Genomic DNA, 18868 nt, shown 5'->3' with positions numbered 1-18868 from the left:
TTTTCAATTTATTCTTTTTTCTCCCTTAATCGAAAAATCTCAGTCCAAATGAACTGAGATTTTCTGATTTTATATTTTATTTAAGGTTCTATTACAGCTTTAATTCCTTCATTCCAAAACTTAGATTCCGGCATGTAATAAAGATAAACATTGCTTGCTTTTCCGGTATATTCTCCTGCAAATTCAACTTTTAAGTCTAAATTAATCGTTTTAGTTTCATTTGCATCAAAATGTTCCCAGTATAAAACCAGATAATTATCGAAGATTTCGTAATAAGAAACCTGTTTTTTCTCAACCATATCTTTCAATAAAGCATTTTGCAAAGTCAATCCTGCAGGAATACCGATTTTTGCAGTAGTCATCGGTAAATCTCCATTGATTTTATTTTTTACCGTCACTGTCATTCTGTTGGTCTCTCCTACTTTTGAAACCTCAGATTTCAGTTTTGTTTCTAAAGTCACTGGAATATTTTCACTTTTCGGAGCTTCTAAAGTATAATATTGATAATCTAATTTGTAGGGTAAACCTCTATCGCATAAGTATTCCACACTTAATTCATTTTCACCTTTCTTAAAAGCTGAAGAGAACATGATGTTTGGAGATACTTTTGCGGTATTGATTTTAATTTCGGGTTTATCTATTCCAAATAACTGTTCGTTTTTTGCGAAAAAATCTGATAATGCCTCTAAAGCCACAGTCGTAGCTTGTGTCGAACCAAATCCGTAATATCCGTTGTAATTAATCAATTCATCTGCAACTTTTACAATTTCCAACTGATTATTTTTTTCATTTTTTTGTAACGCCATCATGTACAAGGAAAGCGTTTCTGCATTGGCTGAAATTCCGCCTGAACCCGTAAATGTTGTCTTTGCCTTTACCTCTTTATTCCTGTATTGCTCATTTAAAATTGAAATTAGATTATCGTAGTCATTACTTTTCCCAAGATTAGAAGACGCATTCGCCATTAAAGCCAACTGATAAGAATCTTTCGTTGCCAAAGCTCTTTTTAAGCTGGTTTCGTAAGTGTCCTGAATTTCATTTTTAAAGCCTAGCTTCGACAAAGCATACAAAACATACATGTTTCTCGACCAGGAATATTCAGAATAAGCCGATTGAGATTCATAATTTCTTCTCACTTCAAAAAGTCCGTTAGAATTTTTCTTTGACAATATAAATGAAGAAAGATTCTGAACCAATTTCGCATCAACATTTACATATTTCTTCAAATCTCTGAATTGCAGTAAAGCGAATGCAGACAAAGCAACGTCAGACTCATTTCCGTTGAAATAGGAGAATCCACCGTCTTTGTTTTTATAAGAAAGCATTTTTTCAAATCCTTTTTTCATGTTTTTTACAACAGTAAACTCAGTTCCTGAATTAATTTTGTTGGTCGCTTTTAAATAATTCAAAATAAAAACGTTCGGATAAACTGTAGAAGAAAGCTGCTCGAAACAACCGTAAGGTTCGCGTTTTAATCTTTCGATATCTTCAAACATTTGTAAAGCAGAGTTTTCGTAAACATAATATGATGCTTCGAAACTTCCGTTTACATATTCAGGAATGTCGATTTTCGTATTTTCAGGTTTGTTATTTACAATCGAAAAGTGATACGGAAAGCCTTTTTCTTCAACTTTCAAGGGTAAGATCATTGTTTCCCTGAATTCATCTGATTTTACAGTAAACTGGATATTTGAACTGATTAATTTATCCGTCTGCATTTTCACAAATAGTCTTCCGGATTCTAATGGTTTTAGCGTAATCAAACTATCTGCTTTCATTAATTTAATATAATTCGGAACAATGACATTCATCGTTAACGTTTTCGTTTCTGAAGAATTATTTTTAATCACCACCGGAATCGTCATTTGGTCAGTTCGTGTTAAATATTGCGGAATCTTTGCATCAATTGAAATTAAGCTTTGTGCTGCATACGTAGTTTCATCTCTTCCAATCAATCCTGACGCAGAAATTCCTTCCGTCATAATTCTAAATGCAGAATTTGCATCAGACTGATAAAATTCTACCTGAGCTTTACCGTTTTTATCGGTTTCTATAATTGGATTCCAATATAAAGTTTCGCGGTAATCATGACGGTATGAAGTGTTTGTTGTTTTATAAATTGGATAGGAAAATTTTCTGTAGCCATCATAACGATAAGATTCATCGTAAATCGTCAGACTATCACGTGGAATATTTTTGACAGCAAAATAAGTTTCGGGGGTAATGTCAAATTTAATATTTGAAATCTTCCCATTTTTTGAATTGATAATAATCACTCCGTTCGAACCTCTGTTTCCATAAATCGAAGTTGCTGCTGCATCTTTTAAAACAGAAACAGAATTGATATCACCCGGATTTAAATTTCTGAATTGAGTAGCATTAGAAATAATACCATCAATGACATATAAAGGATCAGCATGAGTTGCTATTGAAGAAACTCCTCTAATAACAACATCTATTTTACTCGAACCAGGTGAACCGGAAGATGAACTTATTGATAATCCTGCTACTTGACCTTGTAAAGATTGTAAAAAAGATACATTTGGTCTATTTTCAAATATTTCTGAGCTAACAGTTACAGTTGCCGCAACAGATTTCGATTTTGCATGTGTTTTACTATAACCTAAAACGACTACTTCTTCAATACTTTTCTCAGCACTACTCGAATCTGATTTTCTAATTGATGGTAATTTTTTTAAAATATCTTGAACACCTTGAGAAATTGACGGCTTTTTCTCTTTAATCTCCGCATCTTTTATAACTTCTTCAACATTAACATTTTCTAAAGATTGCTTTACCAAAGGATTAATATTCAATTTATAAGAAAGCATTCTAACATTCACTTTCTGTTTTTTTTCTAAAGATTTTGCAATAATTGTATGTTGATAAACTCCATCTAAATCTGAGAAATAAAACAAACCATTTTCTGAAGTAATCTGTTTTTTTATCTTAGAATTTCCTTCAACCAAATATACTTCTGCTTTTACCGGTTTTTTATTCTCATCTTCTACAATACCATAAATCGGGTTGATTTTTTCAGGTAAATATTTATAATTTCCCGCTTTTTCAACATCAGGATTCATTTCAAAATATCGGTAACCATTGGTCAACATCACTAAGTTTAAACTTTTGGTTGCTTTTTCTTCTTTTTTATCAAAATAAAACTGTGGTCTTTCGATTTTCCCTCCCAGTTCAGAATCCAATAAAAGCCAGGAAAGGATATGGTTTTGCTTATCATCTGCATAAGTCCAGAGTTTATCATCGACTACACTCATTGAAAGATTAGCAGGAATTGGTTGATTATTTTCGTCTGTGCTTTCAACATTGACAATTACTTTTTCTCTTGGCAAATAATTTTTCTTTGTAGGAGTAATTTTCACCTTCATCTGCTTATGTTCATTCGCAAATACAATTCTTTCGGATAAAGGAATATTATTTTCAATGACCGTAAATCTAGTAATTCCAATGGGAAGTTCTTTTTCTGAAATCTCTATAAAATTTAATCCCTGTTTTAAATTTAAAGATTTAGAAAACACTTCTTTTTCTCTGAAATTTCCAATGATTAAAACATTTCTCTCAGAAATTGAGTTGATCATTAACTTAACATTCTGATTCTCTTTTTTAGCATTAAAAACAATTCCATCATCTTTTGCGGTGGGAAGTTGATAGATTTTACTGATGTTTTCAGGCTTAAGAACTTTTGCGTAATACGTTTCACCTTTTTTCGGTGTAAGAAGAAAGCTTCCCATTCCAAAATTATAGGCTGAAACTACAGTTAATTTCTGATGATTCTGATTATAAATTTCTAAAACAGCATCTACAGGCTTTTCAAATTCGTCTAAAACTTTAAAAGCAATATTCTGTTCGATTCCGTTGATAAAAGTTCCGCCTTCAGGCATAAATTTTAAATCTAAATTATTCAGAACAATTGGAATATTTCTAGAAATAGATTCAGTGAAACCATCGTAATTGACTTTTATGTTCAATAAAGCATCCGAAGATTTCAATACTTCAGGAAGTTTAAATTTTAGCAAATATTTCCCTTCTTTATCGGTAATCAATGAACCTTCTGTAATTTTTTCACCTTCATGACTCACTGTAAAGAAAGCTTCATAAAAAGGAATCGGAAGATTGCTTAAATTTCTCATTGAGAAATCAGCCAAAACCTCATCTCCTGCTCCATAGCCTTTTTTTGGAAAATCAAGTTTCATTAAAATTCTTGGAGAAACAATCTTTTGGAGCGTAATTTCTTTTTCAAAGACATTTTTTCCGGTTTCATTCTGCATCCAGGCTGTGAAAGCTCTGATTTTGTAGACCCCGCCTTTCATATTTTCCGAGAAACTAAAAGCTCCTTCTGTATGACCGTTTTTTATTGCATATTTGTTTTTTTTCACAACAGCTCCGCTCGGATCAACCAATTCTACATTCACCGTTCTGCTTTGATTGGCGGGAAGATTATTTTCAGCCTGAACAATAAATATTTTGAAAAACATTTCCTCTCCGGGTTTATAAAAAACATGGTTAGTTTGTACATAAGTTTTCTCTTTTTTAAAATCACTGAATTTAGTCTGTCCATTGAAAAACAGACATGAAAACAAGACTAAAACAAAAGCTATATTGAATAAAAATCTGAATTTCATCGTTTAAAATTTAAAAGAAACTGTGCAACCATACGTTTTAAAAGATGGCAAATTAAAAAAATCTAAACCTCGGCTGTTGTCAAAATCATAAAAATTCTGATTAGAATCTACCCCGCTGTTTGCCTGCCAAAGGAAAATATTGTTCACATAAAAGCTTATTCCTAAAGCTCTTCTGAGTTTTCCGATATCGAAATAAGCCGAAAGTGTAATATCATTAATTCTGATGTAATCTGCTTTTTCAACATAATTTTCAGCAACGCCAAGAAAACCATATCTCGTCCAACGATTTTCAGTTACCGGTTGATTCGGATTGTAAAAATCAACCGGAGTTTGGTTGACATTTCCATTATAATTAACGCCTTCAAAAACATATTTTTTTATATTTCTTTCATCTGCTGAAGTTTGGGAACGACCGTAATAATCAAGAACAGCCTGAGTCCCGTTCCATATTTGTCCGCCTTTTTTCCATTCCCAATTGATGTCTAAAGCAAACATTTTATAAGTGATATTGTGAGAAAATTTCATCACAAAATCCGGAGTTGGGTCTGCAATCAATTTCATTCCAGAAGCTTTTACAGGATAACCGTAATCATCTATAACTATTTTTCCTTCTGTATTTCTTTCATAATAACTTCCCATTATTGCTCCCAAAACCTGACCTTCAGACAATGTTTTATAAATATCATTAAAACCCGAAATCATCAGATTATTGTAACCGGAATTTACACGGTCAACAATATCTCTGTATTTAAAAAATGAAGCTCTGCTACTTAAAGAAAAATTTTGGTTAGTGATTATTCTATCGTAATTAAAATTGACTTCATATCCTTTATATGTATGATCTGCAAGATTTTTTAAAACTAAATTCTGCCCTTCAAAAACCGGAAAAATATCATCAGAAATTCTTCGGTTAAAATATTCTGCACTAAGATCTATTTTCCCATTAAGCATAAATTTAAAACCTGTTTTCCATTCTTTGATATTAATATTTGAGAGATTTTTAAATGTTTCTACTTCATTTAATGGAAAATATTGATAAAAATTCTGAGCAGAAAATTGTGTTGTCGCATAAGAGGAATATGATTTTACTATTTCCGGTTCTGCGGCTAACTGCGTGTATGCTCCAAGAAGTTGAAGTTTACTTCCATACTTATTAAATAAATTTTTAAAAGTGAAATATCCATTCGCTTTCGGAAGCCAATAAGCATTTTTTGATGAGGTATTTGAAGTGTAAAAAGAATTTCCAACGTTTACTCCAAATTCTATATCATCATAATCATCGAAATCTAAATTATAATTAAAAATATAATCCTGCGAAGTTCGCTGATAAATATAATTTCGATCTAAACTGTGATTAACAATTACTTTTCTGTCATTGAGAATATGATTTAAACTAAACTTGTTTTTCAAATCACGATCTCTTGTCTCATAAGTCATCAAAATATTTGAATTGTAAAATTCGTTTTTTTGATCTCTTCTATTGTACAATCCGTTGATAAAACCATTGGTTGACGGCTTGTAAACATCTTGATGCATAATATCCTGATTGTCATAAGCCTGGCTGATATTCAGTTTAAAATCATCCCAACTTTTATTTACATCAAAATTAAACTGACGGATATTTTCGTAATAATTGTATTTATTGGCTTGATTGAAAAGAAAATCTGGATTGTCTGCATTCAAACTGTAACTTCTCTGCAAACCATTGCTGAGATAAGCATTCTGCTGATTGGAAAAAGAAACCGGAGTTAGTAAAGAGTATTGATACGCTCTGTTAAAAAGCCCTATTCTATTGGTATTGCTTGCTTTATTTTCTTCATAATTAAATCCTGCATTGACATCAAAATTTAGAATTTTTGTACTGAATTTAGTCTTAAAAGAATCGACAATATCATATTGATCCACAAAATACATCTGATCTTTTTGCTGACCAATAGTAAAAGAAAGTCGAATATTATCATTGTAACCTCCATTCTTGATCATTGTATTCAGATTTAACTGATTGCTGTAACCAACCGTTGTTTTAAAAATATTATTATTGTAAGCTTTTGCCTGAGAAACGGCATTAGATAAATCAACCAATTGTCCGTTCACATCATATTCATAAGGTTGTCCGTTGAAACCTAAAGTTGAAATATCCGGTCCGAAACTGAACATTTCACCTGTATCCGGTCCTTTCCAAACGAGTGAACCATTTTCTGATCTTCCCTGAACATAACGACTTTGTGTCTGTGGAATTCTGTTTCTGTTTTTTATGTCTAAAGAAGTACTGAAACTTCCGTTAAAAACAAGATATTTTCCGGGCTGACTTTTAATTTTATATAAAGAATCTGACTTCAGTTTAAGTTTTCTCACCGCAGAAAACTGACGGTCTGAATTTTTACTTAAAGAATCATAGGAATGTTCTATGCTAAACTGATCATTTAGAGGTTTTTCCAGCAGTTTTTCGTAGTCTTTGGAATTGATATCTTTTACAGTTTCTCTTGAAATTTGTCTTTCTAAAAGATATTTTAACTCATAAACTCCACGAACAACTTCAATATTTTTTCCGTTATTCCAAACTAAGGTATCGTATTCTTTGGCAGCGATAATTGCATAACCTTTTTCATCAGTCAATTCATAGACTCCGCTGTTTTTGTTGAAAATTTTGAGAAAATTTTGAGGCTTTTTCTTTTCATTAAAAAACGTTCCCGAATAATAACGCTGAGAATCCTGCGCAAAGGCAAACTGCACCGCAAATATAGGCAATAACAGATAAACTTTTTTCATCTTCAATAATATTTCTAAAAATAGAGAAAAAAAAGAAATCTCCGAAGAAATTTCTTTTTTTGAAATGTTATTTTTTTGTCGACCTGTATGTTTCCACTAATCTCACAAACTCAGCCCTGTAACCTTCATCATCTTTACCTCTTCCCTTTTTCGCAAGATTTTCTATTTCTTTTAAATCTTTATTTTTGATTAAAGCAGAATTTCTTAAAACCAATCCGAACCAAGCTACAGAAGAAGCAAACTTAAAGTCATCGCTTGAAGATGAAAAAGATTGATTGGTGTTTTTAACCACCTGAACTATTTCAGAACTTGTATCACCATCCGGTTTTTTATATCTGAATTTCACGGTTGCCAACTCGTCATTAAAATTTTCATCATTTGTGTTTTTAGTATATTTTAAATCACTTTCTTTTGGTAAAAATTCAGAATTCACATCATTCGGAATGACTTCGTATAAAGCTGTTACGGTGTGTCCGCTTCCTAATTCTCCTGCATCGATTTTATCGTTGGTGAAATCTTCATTCTTTAATTTTCGGTTTTCATAACCAATCAAACGGTAAGATTTCACGTATTTCGGATTAAACTCAATCTGGATTTTTACATCTTTTGCAATCGCGTACATACTACCGGCAAACTCTTTCCCAAGAAATTTATTAGCTTCCTGAAGATTATCGATATAGGCATAATTTCCGTTGCCTTTATTCGCTAAAGTTTCCATTCGATTGTCTTTGAAATTTCCCATTCCGAAACCTAGACAAGTAAGAAAAACTCCTGATTTTCTTTTTTCTTCTACCAAAGTCTGAAGGTCGCCTGTAGAAGAAGCTCCTACATTGAAATCTCCGTCTGTTGCAATGATGACACGGTTGTTTCCATTTTTGATGAAATTTTCCTGAGCCAATTTATACGCCAGTTCAATTCCCTGTCCGCCTGCTGTACTTCCGCCTGCCTGAAGTTTATCTAAAGCTTCTATAATTTTGTTTTTTTCTTTTGCTGAAGTTGGAGGCAAAACCATTCCGGCGCTTCCGGCATAAACAACAATTCCTACTTTATCAGTTGGTCTTAACTGATCCAAAAGAACTTTAAAAGACGATTTCAACAGCGGTAGTTTATTTGGTTCATCCATCGAACCTGAAACATCAATCAGAAAAACAAAGTTAGAATTCGGAAGTTTATCTGTGGGAATTTCTTTTCCCTGTAAACCGATTTTCAATAATTTAAGCTTAGAATTCCAAGGAGAATCATTGTATTCTGTGTTAATTGAAAACGGTTGGTCATTTTTCGGTTGAGGATAATCATATTTAAAATAATTAATCATTTCCTCAATTCTCACCGTATTTTTATTCACATATTCTCCATTGTTAATCATTCTTCGAATGTTGGAATACGCCGCTTTATCCACATCAATTGAAAACGTAGAAACAGATTGATTTTTTGTTAGCTCAAAAGGATTTTCTACAAAAGCATCGTATTCTTCATTATCCTGCTTCTGAATCTGTTTTGATATAGTAATGCTATCCTGAACTTTTTGTAGTTTTTCAAAAGCTTTTCTTTCTTTTCGGGAAAGTTTTTTGGTGGTAACAATGACTACTCCATTGGCTGCAAGACTTCCATAAAGAGCGGTTAATGCTGCTTCTTTTAAAACTTCTACACTTTCAATAGAATTAGGGTTAATTTCACGAAATTCATCAGCACTTTGCGGAACTCCATTAATCACGTATAATGGTTGGTCGCTTCCGTTTAATGTACTCATACCTCTGATTACAATTTGTTTAGAAGAACCAGGAGTTCCTTGACCTGATGTTATTTGAAGACCAGAAACTGTTCCAACTAAAGCCTGTGAAATATTATTACTCTTTTTAAATTCATTTTTGATATTTGATGTAGATGAGTAATTATTATAACCACTATTTCCAAAATCATTCATTGCAATCGATTGAGATGTGTTTATATTTCCTTTCGCTTTTTTTGAACGCTTGCCTTCCAAACTTTGCGAACTTACCACAGAAACTGCACTTGACGTATAGGATTGCTTTTTCACAGGTCGTAGTCCTACTAAAACTACCTCCTCAATGCTTTGAGCTTTATCATCTTTATCTAAAACACCATCTCCATCTGTTCCTTCGTAAATTATATTTTCTTTTACAATATCTGAACTCTGTGATGGTACTTCATTATGATAAATCGGAGAAATTACAGGCTCAGGAATGATAGATTCATACGCTATCACTTCAGGCTTTTGAATTGTTTTTGGAGAAAGAATTTCCTTCTCAATATTAGATTTTACCGTACTGTCAATTGCTTGGATATCTGAATTAACTTTAGGTAAAACCGTATTTTGTGCAATTGCAGGTTTATTAACTTCAGAAACATCATTTTTATTAATAAAATAAAATGCTCCTAAACCAACGATTAAACTTACGGCAATTCCGTAAGGAAACCAAATTGGGATTACTTTCTTTTTGTCGTCTTTTTTATCTAATTTTTCTTCAACTTTAGCCCAAACTTTATCAAAACCCGGAAAAGTAGCAGGTTCTTCCAAAGATTGAGAAGCCTCATTGAATTTTTTATCTATATTGTGATTGTTTTCCATTGTGTAAAAGTTTAAATGTTGTGATTGACCAAGAGTTCCTGCAATTTTTTTCTCGCAAAATTGAGTTGAGATTTTGAAGTTCCCTCGCTGATGGAAAGCATTGTTGCAATCTCCTTATGAGGATATCCTTCAATCGCAAATAGATTAAAAATCGCTCTGCAACCTTCAGGTAAAAAATTGAGCAGCTTTAGAATATCTTTTTCAAAAGAAATATTATCTGCTGGAGAACCTGTCGATTCTACAAACTCTTCTTCTAAAGACACATCGAGCGCTTTCATACTTCTCAGCTTCTGCAAACACTCATTTACTGCAATTTTTCTTGCCCAGGCTTCGAAAATTTCATGGTTTTGAAGTTGATTAAGCTTCGTAAATATTTTATAGAAAGTATCGGCCAATACTTCTTCGATATCTTCATCATTTTTCAGATAGCGCTTGCAGACTGAATACAGTTTGCCCGCCATTTTCTCGTAAACTTTCCGCTGTGCGTTGCGGTCGTTCCGTTGGCATTCTATCAGTAATTTTTTTTCCATAGTCAGGCTTTATACTCTTATAGATGCAGGAAATTTCTCGCAGGTTGGAAACATGGTAAACTTTTTTTAAAAATAATGAAATCTTACAGATTTTAACTTAATGAAAGCAAATAAGAAGTAGTAATTTAAATGCTTGTTTTAACACAAAGTCCACAAAGTTTTCTTAATTATTATCTGTTTTAAGTTTCACAAAGCCGTTTCACTTATAAAGCTCACTAAGTTTATATGATCAAAGATTTACCAACATTTCCAAATATCACCACGCTGAAACTCTGCAACTCAAAAAACTCTCACACTCAATTTTAACCCTTTTTTAACATTAATTCATGTAACACTCGCTTAACATTGCCGACTATTCAGGTATAATTCTTTACGGTTGCAATATTTCTTAAATAGTTTTAAAGTTCTAAAAACATTGAAACACAACTGTAAAATACACATTCCTTTTCTTATGAAAAATAAAAGATTTGCATCGTTGCTTGTTGTTTTATGTGCAGGAAGTATGATGTTTGCTCAGGATGACCTGATCAATAAGTTGAAAAACAATCAGTCTCAAAATGCTAATTTCCAGTTTACCACTTTAAAAGATGTTGGTGCAACTTCTGTAAAAAACCAAGGTTCGTCAGGAACTTGCTGGAGTTATTCCGGAAATTCTTTTCTGGAATCTGAAATGCAGAGAATGGGTAAAAAACCTGTTGATCTGGCAGAAATTTTCACCGCAAGAAATTCTTATCATGATAAGGCAAAATTATATGTTTTAAACGGCGGAGCAATCAGTTGGGGCGACGGCGGAGAGTTGCATGATGTGGTGAATATGTATAAAAAATATGGTGCTGTTCCGCAGGATGTTTATACAGGATTAAAATCCGGACAGACTTTAAATAATTTCAATGAAATGCAAGGAAAACTGAAACCTGTTTTAGAAGGATTGGTTGCGGCATCTTCAAAAGGAAAACTTCCTGATAATTGGATGGATTCTGTGGATGCAATTCTTGATGAATATCTTGGAAAAGTTCCTGAGAATTTCACTTATGAAGGTAAAAATTATACTCCAAAAACCTTTGCTAAAGAAGTTGTAGGCATTAATCCTGAAGATTATGTAGAATTGTCTTCTTACAAAGATTATCCATACTATCAGAAATTTGTCGTTCCAATTCCTGATAACTGGAGCCACGATTCTGACTGGAATATTCCGATGAATGAAATGACTACCATTATCGATAATGCTGTCGCGAAAGGATATTCTGTAGGTTGGGCAACTGACGTTTCTGAACCATATTTCTCTTACAAAAACGGTGTTGCGTATGTTCCTGATGTAGATTTGGATCAAATTACTCCTGAAGTAAAAAAAGAATTGTTTACTCAGCCTAAAAAAGACAAAACCATCACTGAAGATCTTCGTCAGAAAGCCTTAAATAATCTTTCAACAACAGATGATCACGGAATGCACATCGTAGGTTTGGCAAAAGATCAAACCGGAAAAGAATATTATATGGTGAAAAATTCTTGGGGTGTAACCAACGATTTTGACGGATATCTGTATGTGACAAAACCTTATGTTGAATATAAATCAACAGCGATTTTGGTTCATAAAAATGCAATTCCAAACAACATCAGAAAACAATTGAAACCAAGCAAGAATATTGGTTTGTAGGAAATCATTATTGTCATTCACTTGACAATTTTAGATATTTTTAAACTTGTTAATAGGCCGCTTTGAGATTTTTTCTTGAAGCGGTTTTTTATCATATACAGTAAAATTACTTTGTAAATCTTCTTTTCAACCTTCTAAAAATTTCTGGTAAATCAAATTTAAAACTGCCATATTCAAATTCTTGAATTGTAACTAAACCATCTAAGGTTTTTTCTTCATTTTTCAAGTTTTGTTCAATGTAAATTTGCTTTTGAAAATTACTGAATTTAAGACTTTCAATAGTTGCATTTTTAGATTCAACTATTGAATGAGCTAAAAATAATTGTGACTTTAAATGATAAATATTTGACATCAATTGCTGAACACTTACATCATTATAATCTTTTACAGTAATTTCCAAATTTTGAATATCCGGAAGTGAAAGATAAAAACTTAATAAATCACGTATATTCGATAGTGCTTCTTTTGAATTTTTAGGTTTTATAGAAAAGAAAGTATCCTCATTCTTTGATTCTAATATAGAAGTTATCTCTATCCCATAATCTTCTAAAAACTTTGAAAAATAAATTAAATATTGTTCGCATGCTTGTCTAGTTTCTTGAGGAAAAGAAAATTTATTAATTATTGAATCTACATCAATTAAATTAGGGTTCTCAAAGATATTTTTAACTTCAATATTAATAATAGAAAGAAACCTTTCATATTCTTCATAAATATTTTTATCTAAACTAAAATTAGAAGAAATATAAAAACCTTCATTTAAAAAATTATCATCTTTAAAATCAACTAAAAATCCATATGGAATTAATACTGAACTTAATTTTTTAATAAAGTTTACAATATCATAGGGTTTATTCCATTTTACAAAATCTGGCATGACAGAAAGCAAAATTTCATTTTTCTCTTGCAACCATAACGACGTTTGATAATTATTTGCCCAATTTAAATTCTGAAATTTTTCAAAATTAATTGGTATTGTAAATGCACCAATATTTTCTTTGAAAAAATCTGAAATTTTATATTGGTTTGAAATTTCAAAAATTGTATCAGTAAATGAAATACTAAATTCACTGCCTAAGCCTCCCCAATTATCATCAGCTTCTCCTATTTCAACGTTATCTAAAAAAACAACATAGCCGTACTTTCTATTTTCAGCTTTTTCAAATTTTAAATTCATTATTTTTTTGATTTGCTTTACCAAGATAAACAAAAAACCGCTCCCAAAAAGAAAGCGGTTTTAATTTTATAAAAATTTCAATTAAAATATCGCAGGATATTTCTGAGGATTTGTTTCATTAAATAAGGCATAAATTCTTTCAACCATATCGTCAGAAGATGGCTTAGAGAAATAATCTCCGTCACTTGCATACGCAGGTCTGTGATCGTTTGCAGCAATTGTCAACGGATCAGAATCTAAATATCTAAATGCTTTTTGTTTTTCTAAAATCTGCTGAAGGATAAACGCTGAAGTTCCGCCTTCCACATCTTCGTCGATTACAACCAATCTGTTGGTTCTCTTCACAGACTCAGCAATTTCATGCGTTAGATCGAAAGGAATTAATGACTGAACATCAATAACTTCTGCAGAGATTCCTAGTTTTTCTAATTCTTCTGCTGCTTCCATGACAATTCTCCAAGTCGAACCGTACGTTACCAAAGTAACATCTTTTCCTTCTTTTGTAACCTCAATTTTTCCTACAGGAACAGTGAATTCACCTAAATTATCCGGTTGTTTTTCTTTTAATCGGTAACCGTTCAGACATTCAACAATTACAGCAGGATCGTCGCTTTGAAGCATGGTGTTGTAGAATCCGGCAGCTTTGGTTAAGTTTCTTGGCACTAAAACCAAAATTCCTTTAGAAAGATTCAGAATTCCAGCCATTGGTGAACCTGAATGCCAAACTCCTTCTAATCTGTGGCCTCTGGTTCTGATGATTACAGGAGCTTTCTGACCGCCTTTTGTTCTGTACTGAACTGTCGCCAAATCATCACTCATTCCCTGTAAACAGTACAAGATATAATCTAAATATTGAATTTCTGCGATTGGTCTTAAACCTCTCATTGCCATCCCGATTCCCTGACCAAGAATGGTCGCTTCACGGATTCCGGTATCGGCAACACGAATGTCACCGTATTTTTCCTGCATTCCTTCAAGACCTTGGTTCACGTCACCGATATTTCCGGCATCTTCACCAAAGACCAAAGTTTGAGGATATTTTTCGAATATTTTATCGAAATTATTTCTTACCACTACTCTTCCGTCCACATCCTGAGAAGCTTCTGTGAATACCGGTTTTACTTCTTTTACATTTTCAGCTTTCCATTGAGACCGCGAATATAAGTGTGAAGAATAATTATCTTTTTCAACTTCAAAAACTTCGTTGTATTTGTTCATCAACTGAGTTCTTTCAGCAGAATTGGTTCCTCTTGTTGCCAATAAAGATTTTCTGATCAAATGGAAAACATCTTTCTTCGCTTTAGAAACTAATTTATTATATTGATTAATATACTCTTCAATTTCAGCATGTTTACCTTTTAAATTTTCAACTAAAGGTAAAACTGAAAAAGCCAACTCAGTAAGCGTTTTCTGATAGTTTTCCCAAGCCGTTTTTTGTCCGGCTTTTACTTTTTTCTTCGCTTCCTCATCAATAGCATCCAACTCTTCAACAGTTGCAATGATTTCCTCTTTTCCTTCAATTTCGATTGAATAGTTTAAAATCCATTCTCTGAATTTTAACAATCCGTCAAAATCTGCTTCCCAAGACAAACGGTCTTCGTTTTTATACCTTTCGTGAGATCCTGAAGTAGAGTGACCTTGAGGCTGAGTAACTTCAATTACGTGAACAACCACAGGAACAGATTCTGTTCTTGCAAAATGTTCAGCTTTTGCATAAGCATCCAATAAAGCCGGATAATCCCAAGCTTTCACCTGAATGATTTCACAACCTTGATTTTCGCCTTCTTTTCTTTGAAAACCGCTCAACATTTCAGCAATATCAGCTTTCGCTCTCTGCTTCATGGTAGGAACCGAAATTCCATAACCGTCATCCCAAATCGAAACAATCATTGGAACTTGTAACGCACAAGCAGCGTTTAAAGTTTCCCAAAAATGACCTTCAGCAGTCGATGCATCACCAATGGTTCCGAAAGCGATTTCGTTACCTTCATTTGAGAATTTCTCAGAACCGTCAAATTTTACGGATTTATATATTTTTGAAGCTTGCGCTAAACCTAATAATCTTGGCATCTGTCCGGCAGTCGGAGAAATATCTGAAGAAATATTTTTCTGAGCCATCAAATCTTTCCAGCTTCCGTCTTCGTTTAAACTTCTGGTAGCAAAGTGACCATTCATCTGTCTTCCGGCAGATGCAGGCTCTCTTTCCACACTTGTATCTGCATATAACTGAGCAAAGAAACTTTCAACCGATAAAGCATCTATAGCCAACGCAAAAGTCTGATCTCTGTAATATCCTGAACGGAAATCTCCGTTTCTGAAAACTTTCGCCATTGCCAACTGCGGCAGCTCTTTTCCGTCTCCAAAAATTCCGAACTTCGCTTTTCCGGTAAGAACTTCTCTTCTGCCCAGATAAGACATTTCACGAGAGATTCTTCCTAATTTATAGTCTTCAAGTATCTGATTTTTAAAATCTTGAAAAGAAATCTGCTGAGTTTCAATATAGGTTGTCTGCATAGCCAAATATTAAATATTTTTTAATTCTGAAGTATTTTGCTAATATACACTTTTTATATTAATTTTAATTTTCAAGAATGTTTTTTATAAATTTGATAATGGAAAAAAAATGTGTTTACTTTGAATAAAACTCTGTAATATGGAAAAAAAGTCTACTCATATTCTCAATGCATCGTCTAATCTTTTGGGGTTTTCTATGATCATCATCACCTCATTGAAAATCACTAAAACGAGCCATCATACATTTTTAGATGAGTTTGCAGGCATCGCATGTGTACTTTTTGCGTGCAGTAGTTTATTTTCATTTATGTCAATAAGAACCAAGAAGGAAAGTCTGGGAAACAGATACGAGAGTATTGCGGATTATTTATTTTTAATCGCCTTATTTTGTATTATTCTGTCTGTGATTATTATAACAACAGCAATAATGGATTAAAATTCCAGTTTTTTTGTTGTCTTTAAATTAACATTGGAAATTCGATGAAGAATTTGTAATTAAAATTTTCTTTCAATCACATAATCCAACATCATATGCAAAGATTTTCTAACTTCAGAATCAGGAAATTCGTCAAGAATATCTTTTGCTTTCTGCTGACAATCTTTCATCACTTGAATTGCGTAATCCAAACCGCCGGAACTTTTCACAAAAGCGATCAGTTCTTTCACACGCTTCTGATCGTTGTTATAACGCTTGATCGTATTGAAATAATATTTTCTATCAGTTTCGTTGGCAATTTTTAAAGTATGAATCAAAGGCAAAGTCATTTTTTGCTCTTTAATATCAATTCCAACCGGTTTTCCGATAACGTTTGAACTTAAATAATCGAATAAATCATCCTTGATTTGAAAAGCCATTCCGGTATACGTCCCGAACTGCATCATTTTCTTGGCTAAATTTTCATCAGCATCGTTGGATAAAGCACCGATTTCACAACACGCTGCAATCAAAGTAGCAGTTTTCTGACGGATGATTTCATAATAAACATCTTCAGTAATATCCAATTTTCTGGCTTTTTCCAATTGAAGAAGTTCGCCTTCAGACATTTCTCTGATGGTTCTGGAAATAACAGAAAGCAAATCGTAATCTTTATGGTCTGTAGAAAGTAAAACCGCCTTTGAAAGTAAGAAATCACCAACTAAAACGGCAATTTTATTCTTCCATAAAGCATTAATAGAAAAGAAATTACGTCTTTTAAAACTCTCATCCACAACATCATCATGCACCAAAGTTGCGGTGTGAATCAGCTCAATCATTGAAGCACCACGATAGGTTTTTTCGTTGACGTTGCCAATTAGTTTTGCGCATAGAAAAACAAACATCGGACGCATCTGCTTCCCTTTTGTCGTAACAATAAAACGGGTAACTTTATCGAGTAAAGCGACTTTGCTTTGCATAGATTCATAAAACTTTTGTTCGAAAAGTTTCATTTCCTCATTGATCGGTCGTTTGATTTCTTCTACAATATTGGCCACTATCTGAGAATGCTGGGTGAGTATTTATTAATTCTCACAAAGATAATTTTTTTCAGCCAATTTTAACAGAAATTAAAAGCCTTTAAATTATTCGAGAAAAATATAAACATTAAGAAAATGAAAAGATTAAGAATTATTGTTTTTCTCCATTTAGTATAGAATCTTTCAAACGCTAAGGTTTGCAAATAATTTTAAATTATTTTGAAAATATTTTTCGTTCGCAATGGCGTTTCACTCAGCTAAGACATTGTTTTCATTTGCTGAACAGAGTGCCTTTGCGAACGAAAAAAATAAAAAGCATTTATCAATATTACCTTGCGAACATAGCGTTAAAATTAAGTTTGGCGAAGAACCAAAAATTAAAAACATTCTAAAGTTTAAGTTTATCTTTAGGAATAAAATAAAAAAACGGCTTAGTTTTCTTGATCGGCGAATAGAATTTTTCCCCTGAAATATAAATTCCTTTTTCATCAACGGCAATTCCTTCAATTTGCCCGATGGTCAATGCACTGCCTAAGTAAAGATGTTTTGGATTTTCTTTAAAAAATATTCCCGGTTCAGTTTCATTAAATACATTTAAAAACACTTCAGTTTTCTTGGTATAACCTACAACGTAAAGCTTTTTGTCGTAATAATAAGTATCAGTCACTACAAAACCTGTTTTGTAAGATTCTACTTTCTGGGCAGCTTGATTTTCAAAATTTTCAGAATCAATTGTGTAATGCGTTGTCGATTTTGAAGCCCATTCTTTAGTGAAAATATGGATTTTTCCATTTAAATAAATCATCGATTCCAAATCGTAATCTGTTGAAATATTATTTGATGTGAAATCGTTTTGCTCGGGATAATAAAACGAAATGGTTTTCATTACATCATTCTGCAATTCATTATTTTGAAAAGGAATTTTATATACTTTTAAATCTTTTCGGGTTCCTGCATTGTTTCCGAAGTCTCCAATAAAGAAATTTTGACCGTCATTTGTTAATGCTTCCCAGTCTTTATTTTCTGTATTCGTTTTTAAAACTTTGAGAATTTTTCCTGAGTTTTTATCAATCTCATACAATTCAGCAGGATTTCCGCTGTCGTTGAAAGTGTAGAGTTTTCCAGCAAAGAAATTCAGTCCGGAAGTCTCTTGAATGGAATCGTTTAAAACTGAAACTCTGAATTTTTTAAGCTTAAAAATTCTTGCTTGTTGAGAAAAAGCAGTTTGAAAAGTAAAAATTATCAGGAATAGAAAAACCTTCTTCATACAGCAAAATTACGGATTTTGGTGTAAATGCATTGTTAATTTCTTATTGAACCACTTCGTGGTTCTCCTGTCTTCGTTTATTATTTTCCATGGGTTTCACCCACGGCTATTGATATTGAACCACTTCGTGGTTCTGGTATATGCGATCTGATGTCCGTAGGTTTCACCTACGACTATGCAAATTGAACCACTTCGTGGTTTTGAAATTGTGGAATTGGAAATCTTTGTTTTTGGTGAGGCGTTAAGCGCATCGTAAAATTAGTTCATAGGGT

The 18868-nt window shown here is 32.6% G+C and carries 10 protein-coding genes; 2 read left to right on the top strand and 8 right to left on the bottom strand.

The window, feature by feature from the left end; all coding sequences use genetic code 11:
• Positions 1–80 precede the first annotated feature (80 nt).
• The 4 genes from LNP04_RS17965 to LNP04_RS17950 all read right to left on the bottom strand — a co-directional run bounded on the left by LNP04_RS17965 (position 81) and on the right by LNP04_RS17950 (position 10529).
• Positions 81–4640, bottom strand: a complete 4560-nt coding sequence (locus LNP04_RS17965) for a TonB-dependent receptor plug domain-containing protein (RefSeq protein ID WP_229984248.1) — start codon at positions 4638–4640, stop codon at positions 81–83.
• A gap of 3 nt (positions 4641–4643) precedes the next feature.
• Positions 4644–7409 carry a hypothetical protein gene (locus LNP04_RS17960; RefSeq protein WP_229984247.1) on the bottom strand — a complete coding sequence of 922 codons (2766 nt, stop codon included), beginning with the start codon at positions 7407–7409 and terminating at the stop codon, positions 4644–4646.
• A gap of 67 nt (positions 7410–7476) precedes the next feature.
• The gene (locus LNP04_RS17955; protein ID WP_229984246.1) at positions 7477–9999 is read right to left on the bottom strand and encodes a VWA domain-containing protein; all 2523 of its coding nucleotides are present in this window, start codon (positions 9997–9999) and stop codon (positions 7477–7479) included.
• Positions 10000–10010: 11 nt separating this feature from the next.
• Positions 10011–10529: an RNA polymerase sigma factor gene (locus LNP04_RS17950; RefSeq protein ID WP_229984245.1), complete on the bottom strand. Its 519-nt coding sequence runs from the start codon at positions 10527–10529 to the stop codon at positions 10011–10013.
• Between the two features lie 451 nt (positions 10530–10980).
• Here LNP04_RS17950 and LNP04_RS17945 point away from each other — a divergent pair, with 451 nt between their 5' ends.
• The gene (locus LNP04_RS17945) at positions 10981–12183 is read left to right on the top strand and encodes an aminopeptidase C (RefSeq protein WP_229984244.1); all 1203 of its coding nucleotides are present in this window, start codon (positions 10981–10983) and stop codon (positions 12181–12183) included.
• 106 nt (positions 12184–12289) lie between these two features.
• Here LNP04_RS17945 and LNP04_RS17940 read toward each other — a convergent pair whose 3' ends face one another.
• Positions 12290–13360, bottom strand: a complete 1071-nt coding sequence (locus tag LNP04_RS17940) for a hypothetical protein (protein ID WP_229984243.1) — start codon at positions 13358–13360, stop codon at positions 12290–12292.
• 81 nt (positions 13361–13441) lie between these two features.
• The gene (locus LNP04_RS17935; protein ID WP_229984242.1) at positions 13442–15874 is read right to left on the bottom strand and encodes a transketolase C-terminal domain-containing protein; all 2433 of its coding nucleotides are present in this window, start codon (positions 15872–15874) and stop codon (positions 13442–13444) included.
• A gap of 139 nt (positions 15875–16013) precedes the next feature.
• Between LNP04_RS17935 and LNP04_RS17930 the strand changes: the two genes are divergently transcribed.
• Complete coding sequence (locus LNP04_RS17930) at positions 16014–16310, top strand: hypothetical protein (RefSeq protein WP_047445974.1); 297 nt, start codon at positions 16014–16016, stop codon at positions 16308–16310.
• A gap of 59 nt (positions 16311–16369) precedes the next feature.
• Here the strand turns inward: LNP04_RS17930 and LNP04_RS17925 are convergent, their stop codons facing one another.
• Positions 16370–17347, bottom strand: a complete 978-nt coding sequence (locus LNP04_RS17925) for a polyprenyl synthetase family protein (RefSeq protein ID WP_229984241.1) — start codon at positions 17345–17347, stop codon at positions 16370–16372.
• A gap of 370 nt (positions 17348–17717) precedes the next feature.
• Positions 17718–18596, bottom strand: coding sequence for a hypothetical protein (locus LNP04_RS17920; protein ID WP_229984240.1), 879 nt, complete (start codon positions 18594–18596; stop codon positions 17718–17720).
• Positions 18597–18868 lie beyond the last annotated feature (272 nt).

It is taken from the genome of Chryseobacterium sp. C-71, assembly GCF_020911865.1.
Lineage (GTDB): Bacteria > Bacteroidota > Bacteroidia > Flavobacteriales > Weeksellaceae > Chryseobacterium.
The sequence above is the reverse complement of the archived record's forward strand: the minus strand, read 5'-3'. Positions and strand labels throughout refer to the sequence as shown.

Excerpts from the sequence above, each read along its gene's own strand:
- LNP04_RS17965 (WP_229984248.1), bottom strand. The coding sequence starts at position 4,640 with ATGAAATTCAGATTTTTATTCAATATAGCTTTTGTTTTAGTCTTGTTT.
- LNP04_RS17960 (WP_229984247.1), bottom strand. The coding sequence starts at position 7,409 with ATGAAAAAAGTTTATCTGTTATTGCCTATATTTGCGGTGCAGTTTGCC.
- LNP04_RS17955 (WP_229984246.1), bottom strand. The coding sequence starts at position 9,999 with ATGGAAAACAATCACAATATAGATAAAAAATTCAATGAGGCTTCTCAA.
- LNP04_RS17950 (WP_229984245.1), bottom strand. The coding sequence starts at position 10,529 with ATGGAAAAAAAATTACTGATAGAATGCCAACGGAACGACCGCAACGCA.
- LNP04_RS17945 (WP_229984244.1), top strand. The coding sequence starts at position 10,981 with ATGAAAAATAAAAGATTTGCATCGTTGCTTGTTGTTTTATGTGCAGGA.
- LNP04_RS17940 (WP_229984243.1), bottom strand. The coding sequence starts at position 13,360 with ATGAATTTAAAATTTGAAAAAGCTGAAAATAGAAAGTACGGCTATGTT.
- LNP04_RS17935 (WP_229984242.1), bottom strand. The coding sequence starts at position 15,874 with ATGCAGACAACCTATATTGAAACTCAGCAGATTTCTTTTCAAGATTTT.
- LNP04_RS17930 (WP_047445974.1), top strand. The coding sequence starts at position 16,014 with ATGGAAAAAAAGTCTACTCATATTCTCAATGCATCGTCTAATCTTTTG.
- LNP04_RS17920 (WP_229984240.1), bottom strand. The coding sequence starts at position 18,596 with ATGAAGAAGGTTTTTCTATTCCTGATAATTTTTACTTTTCAAACTGCT.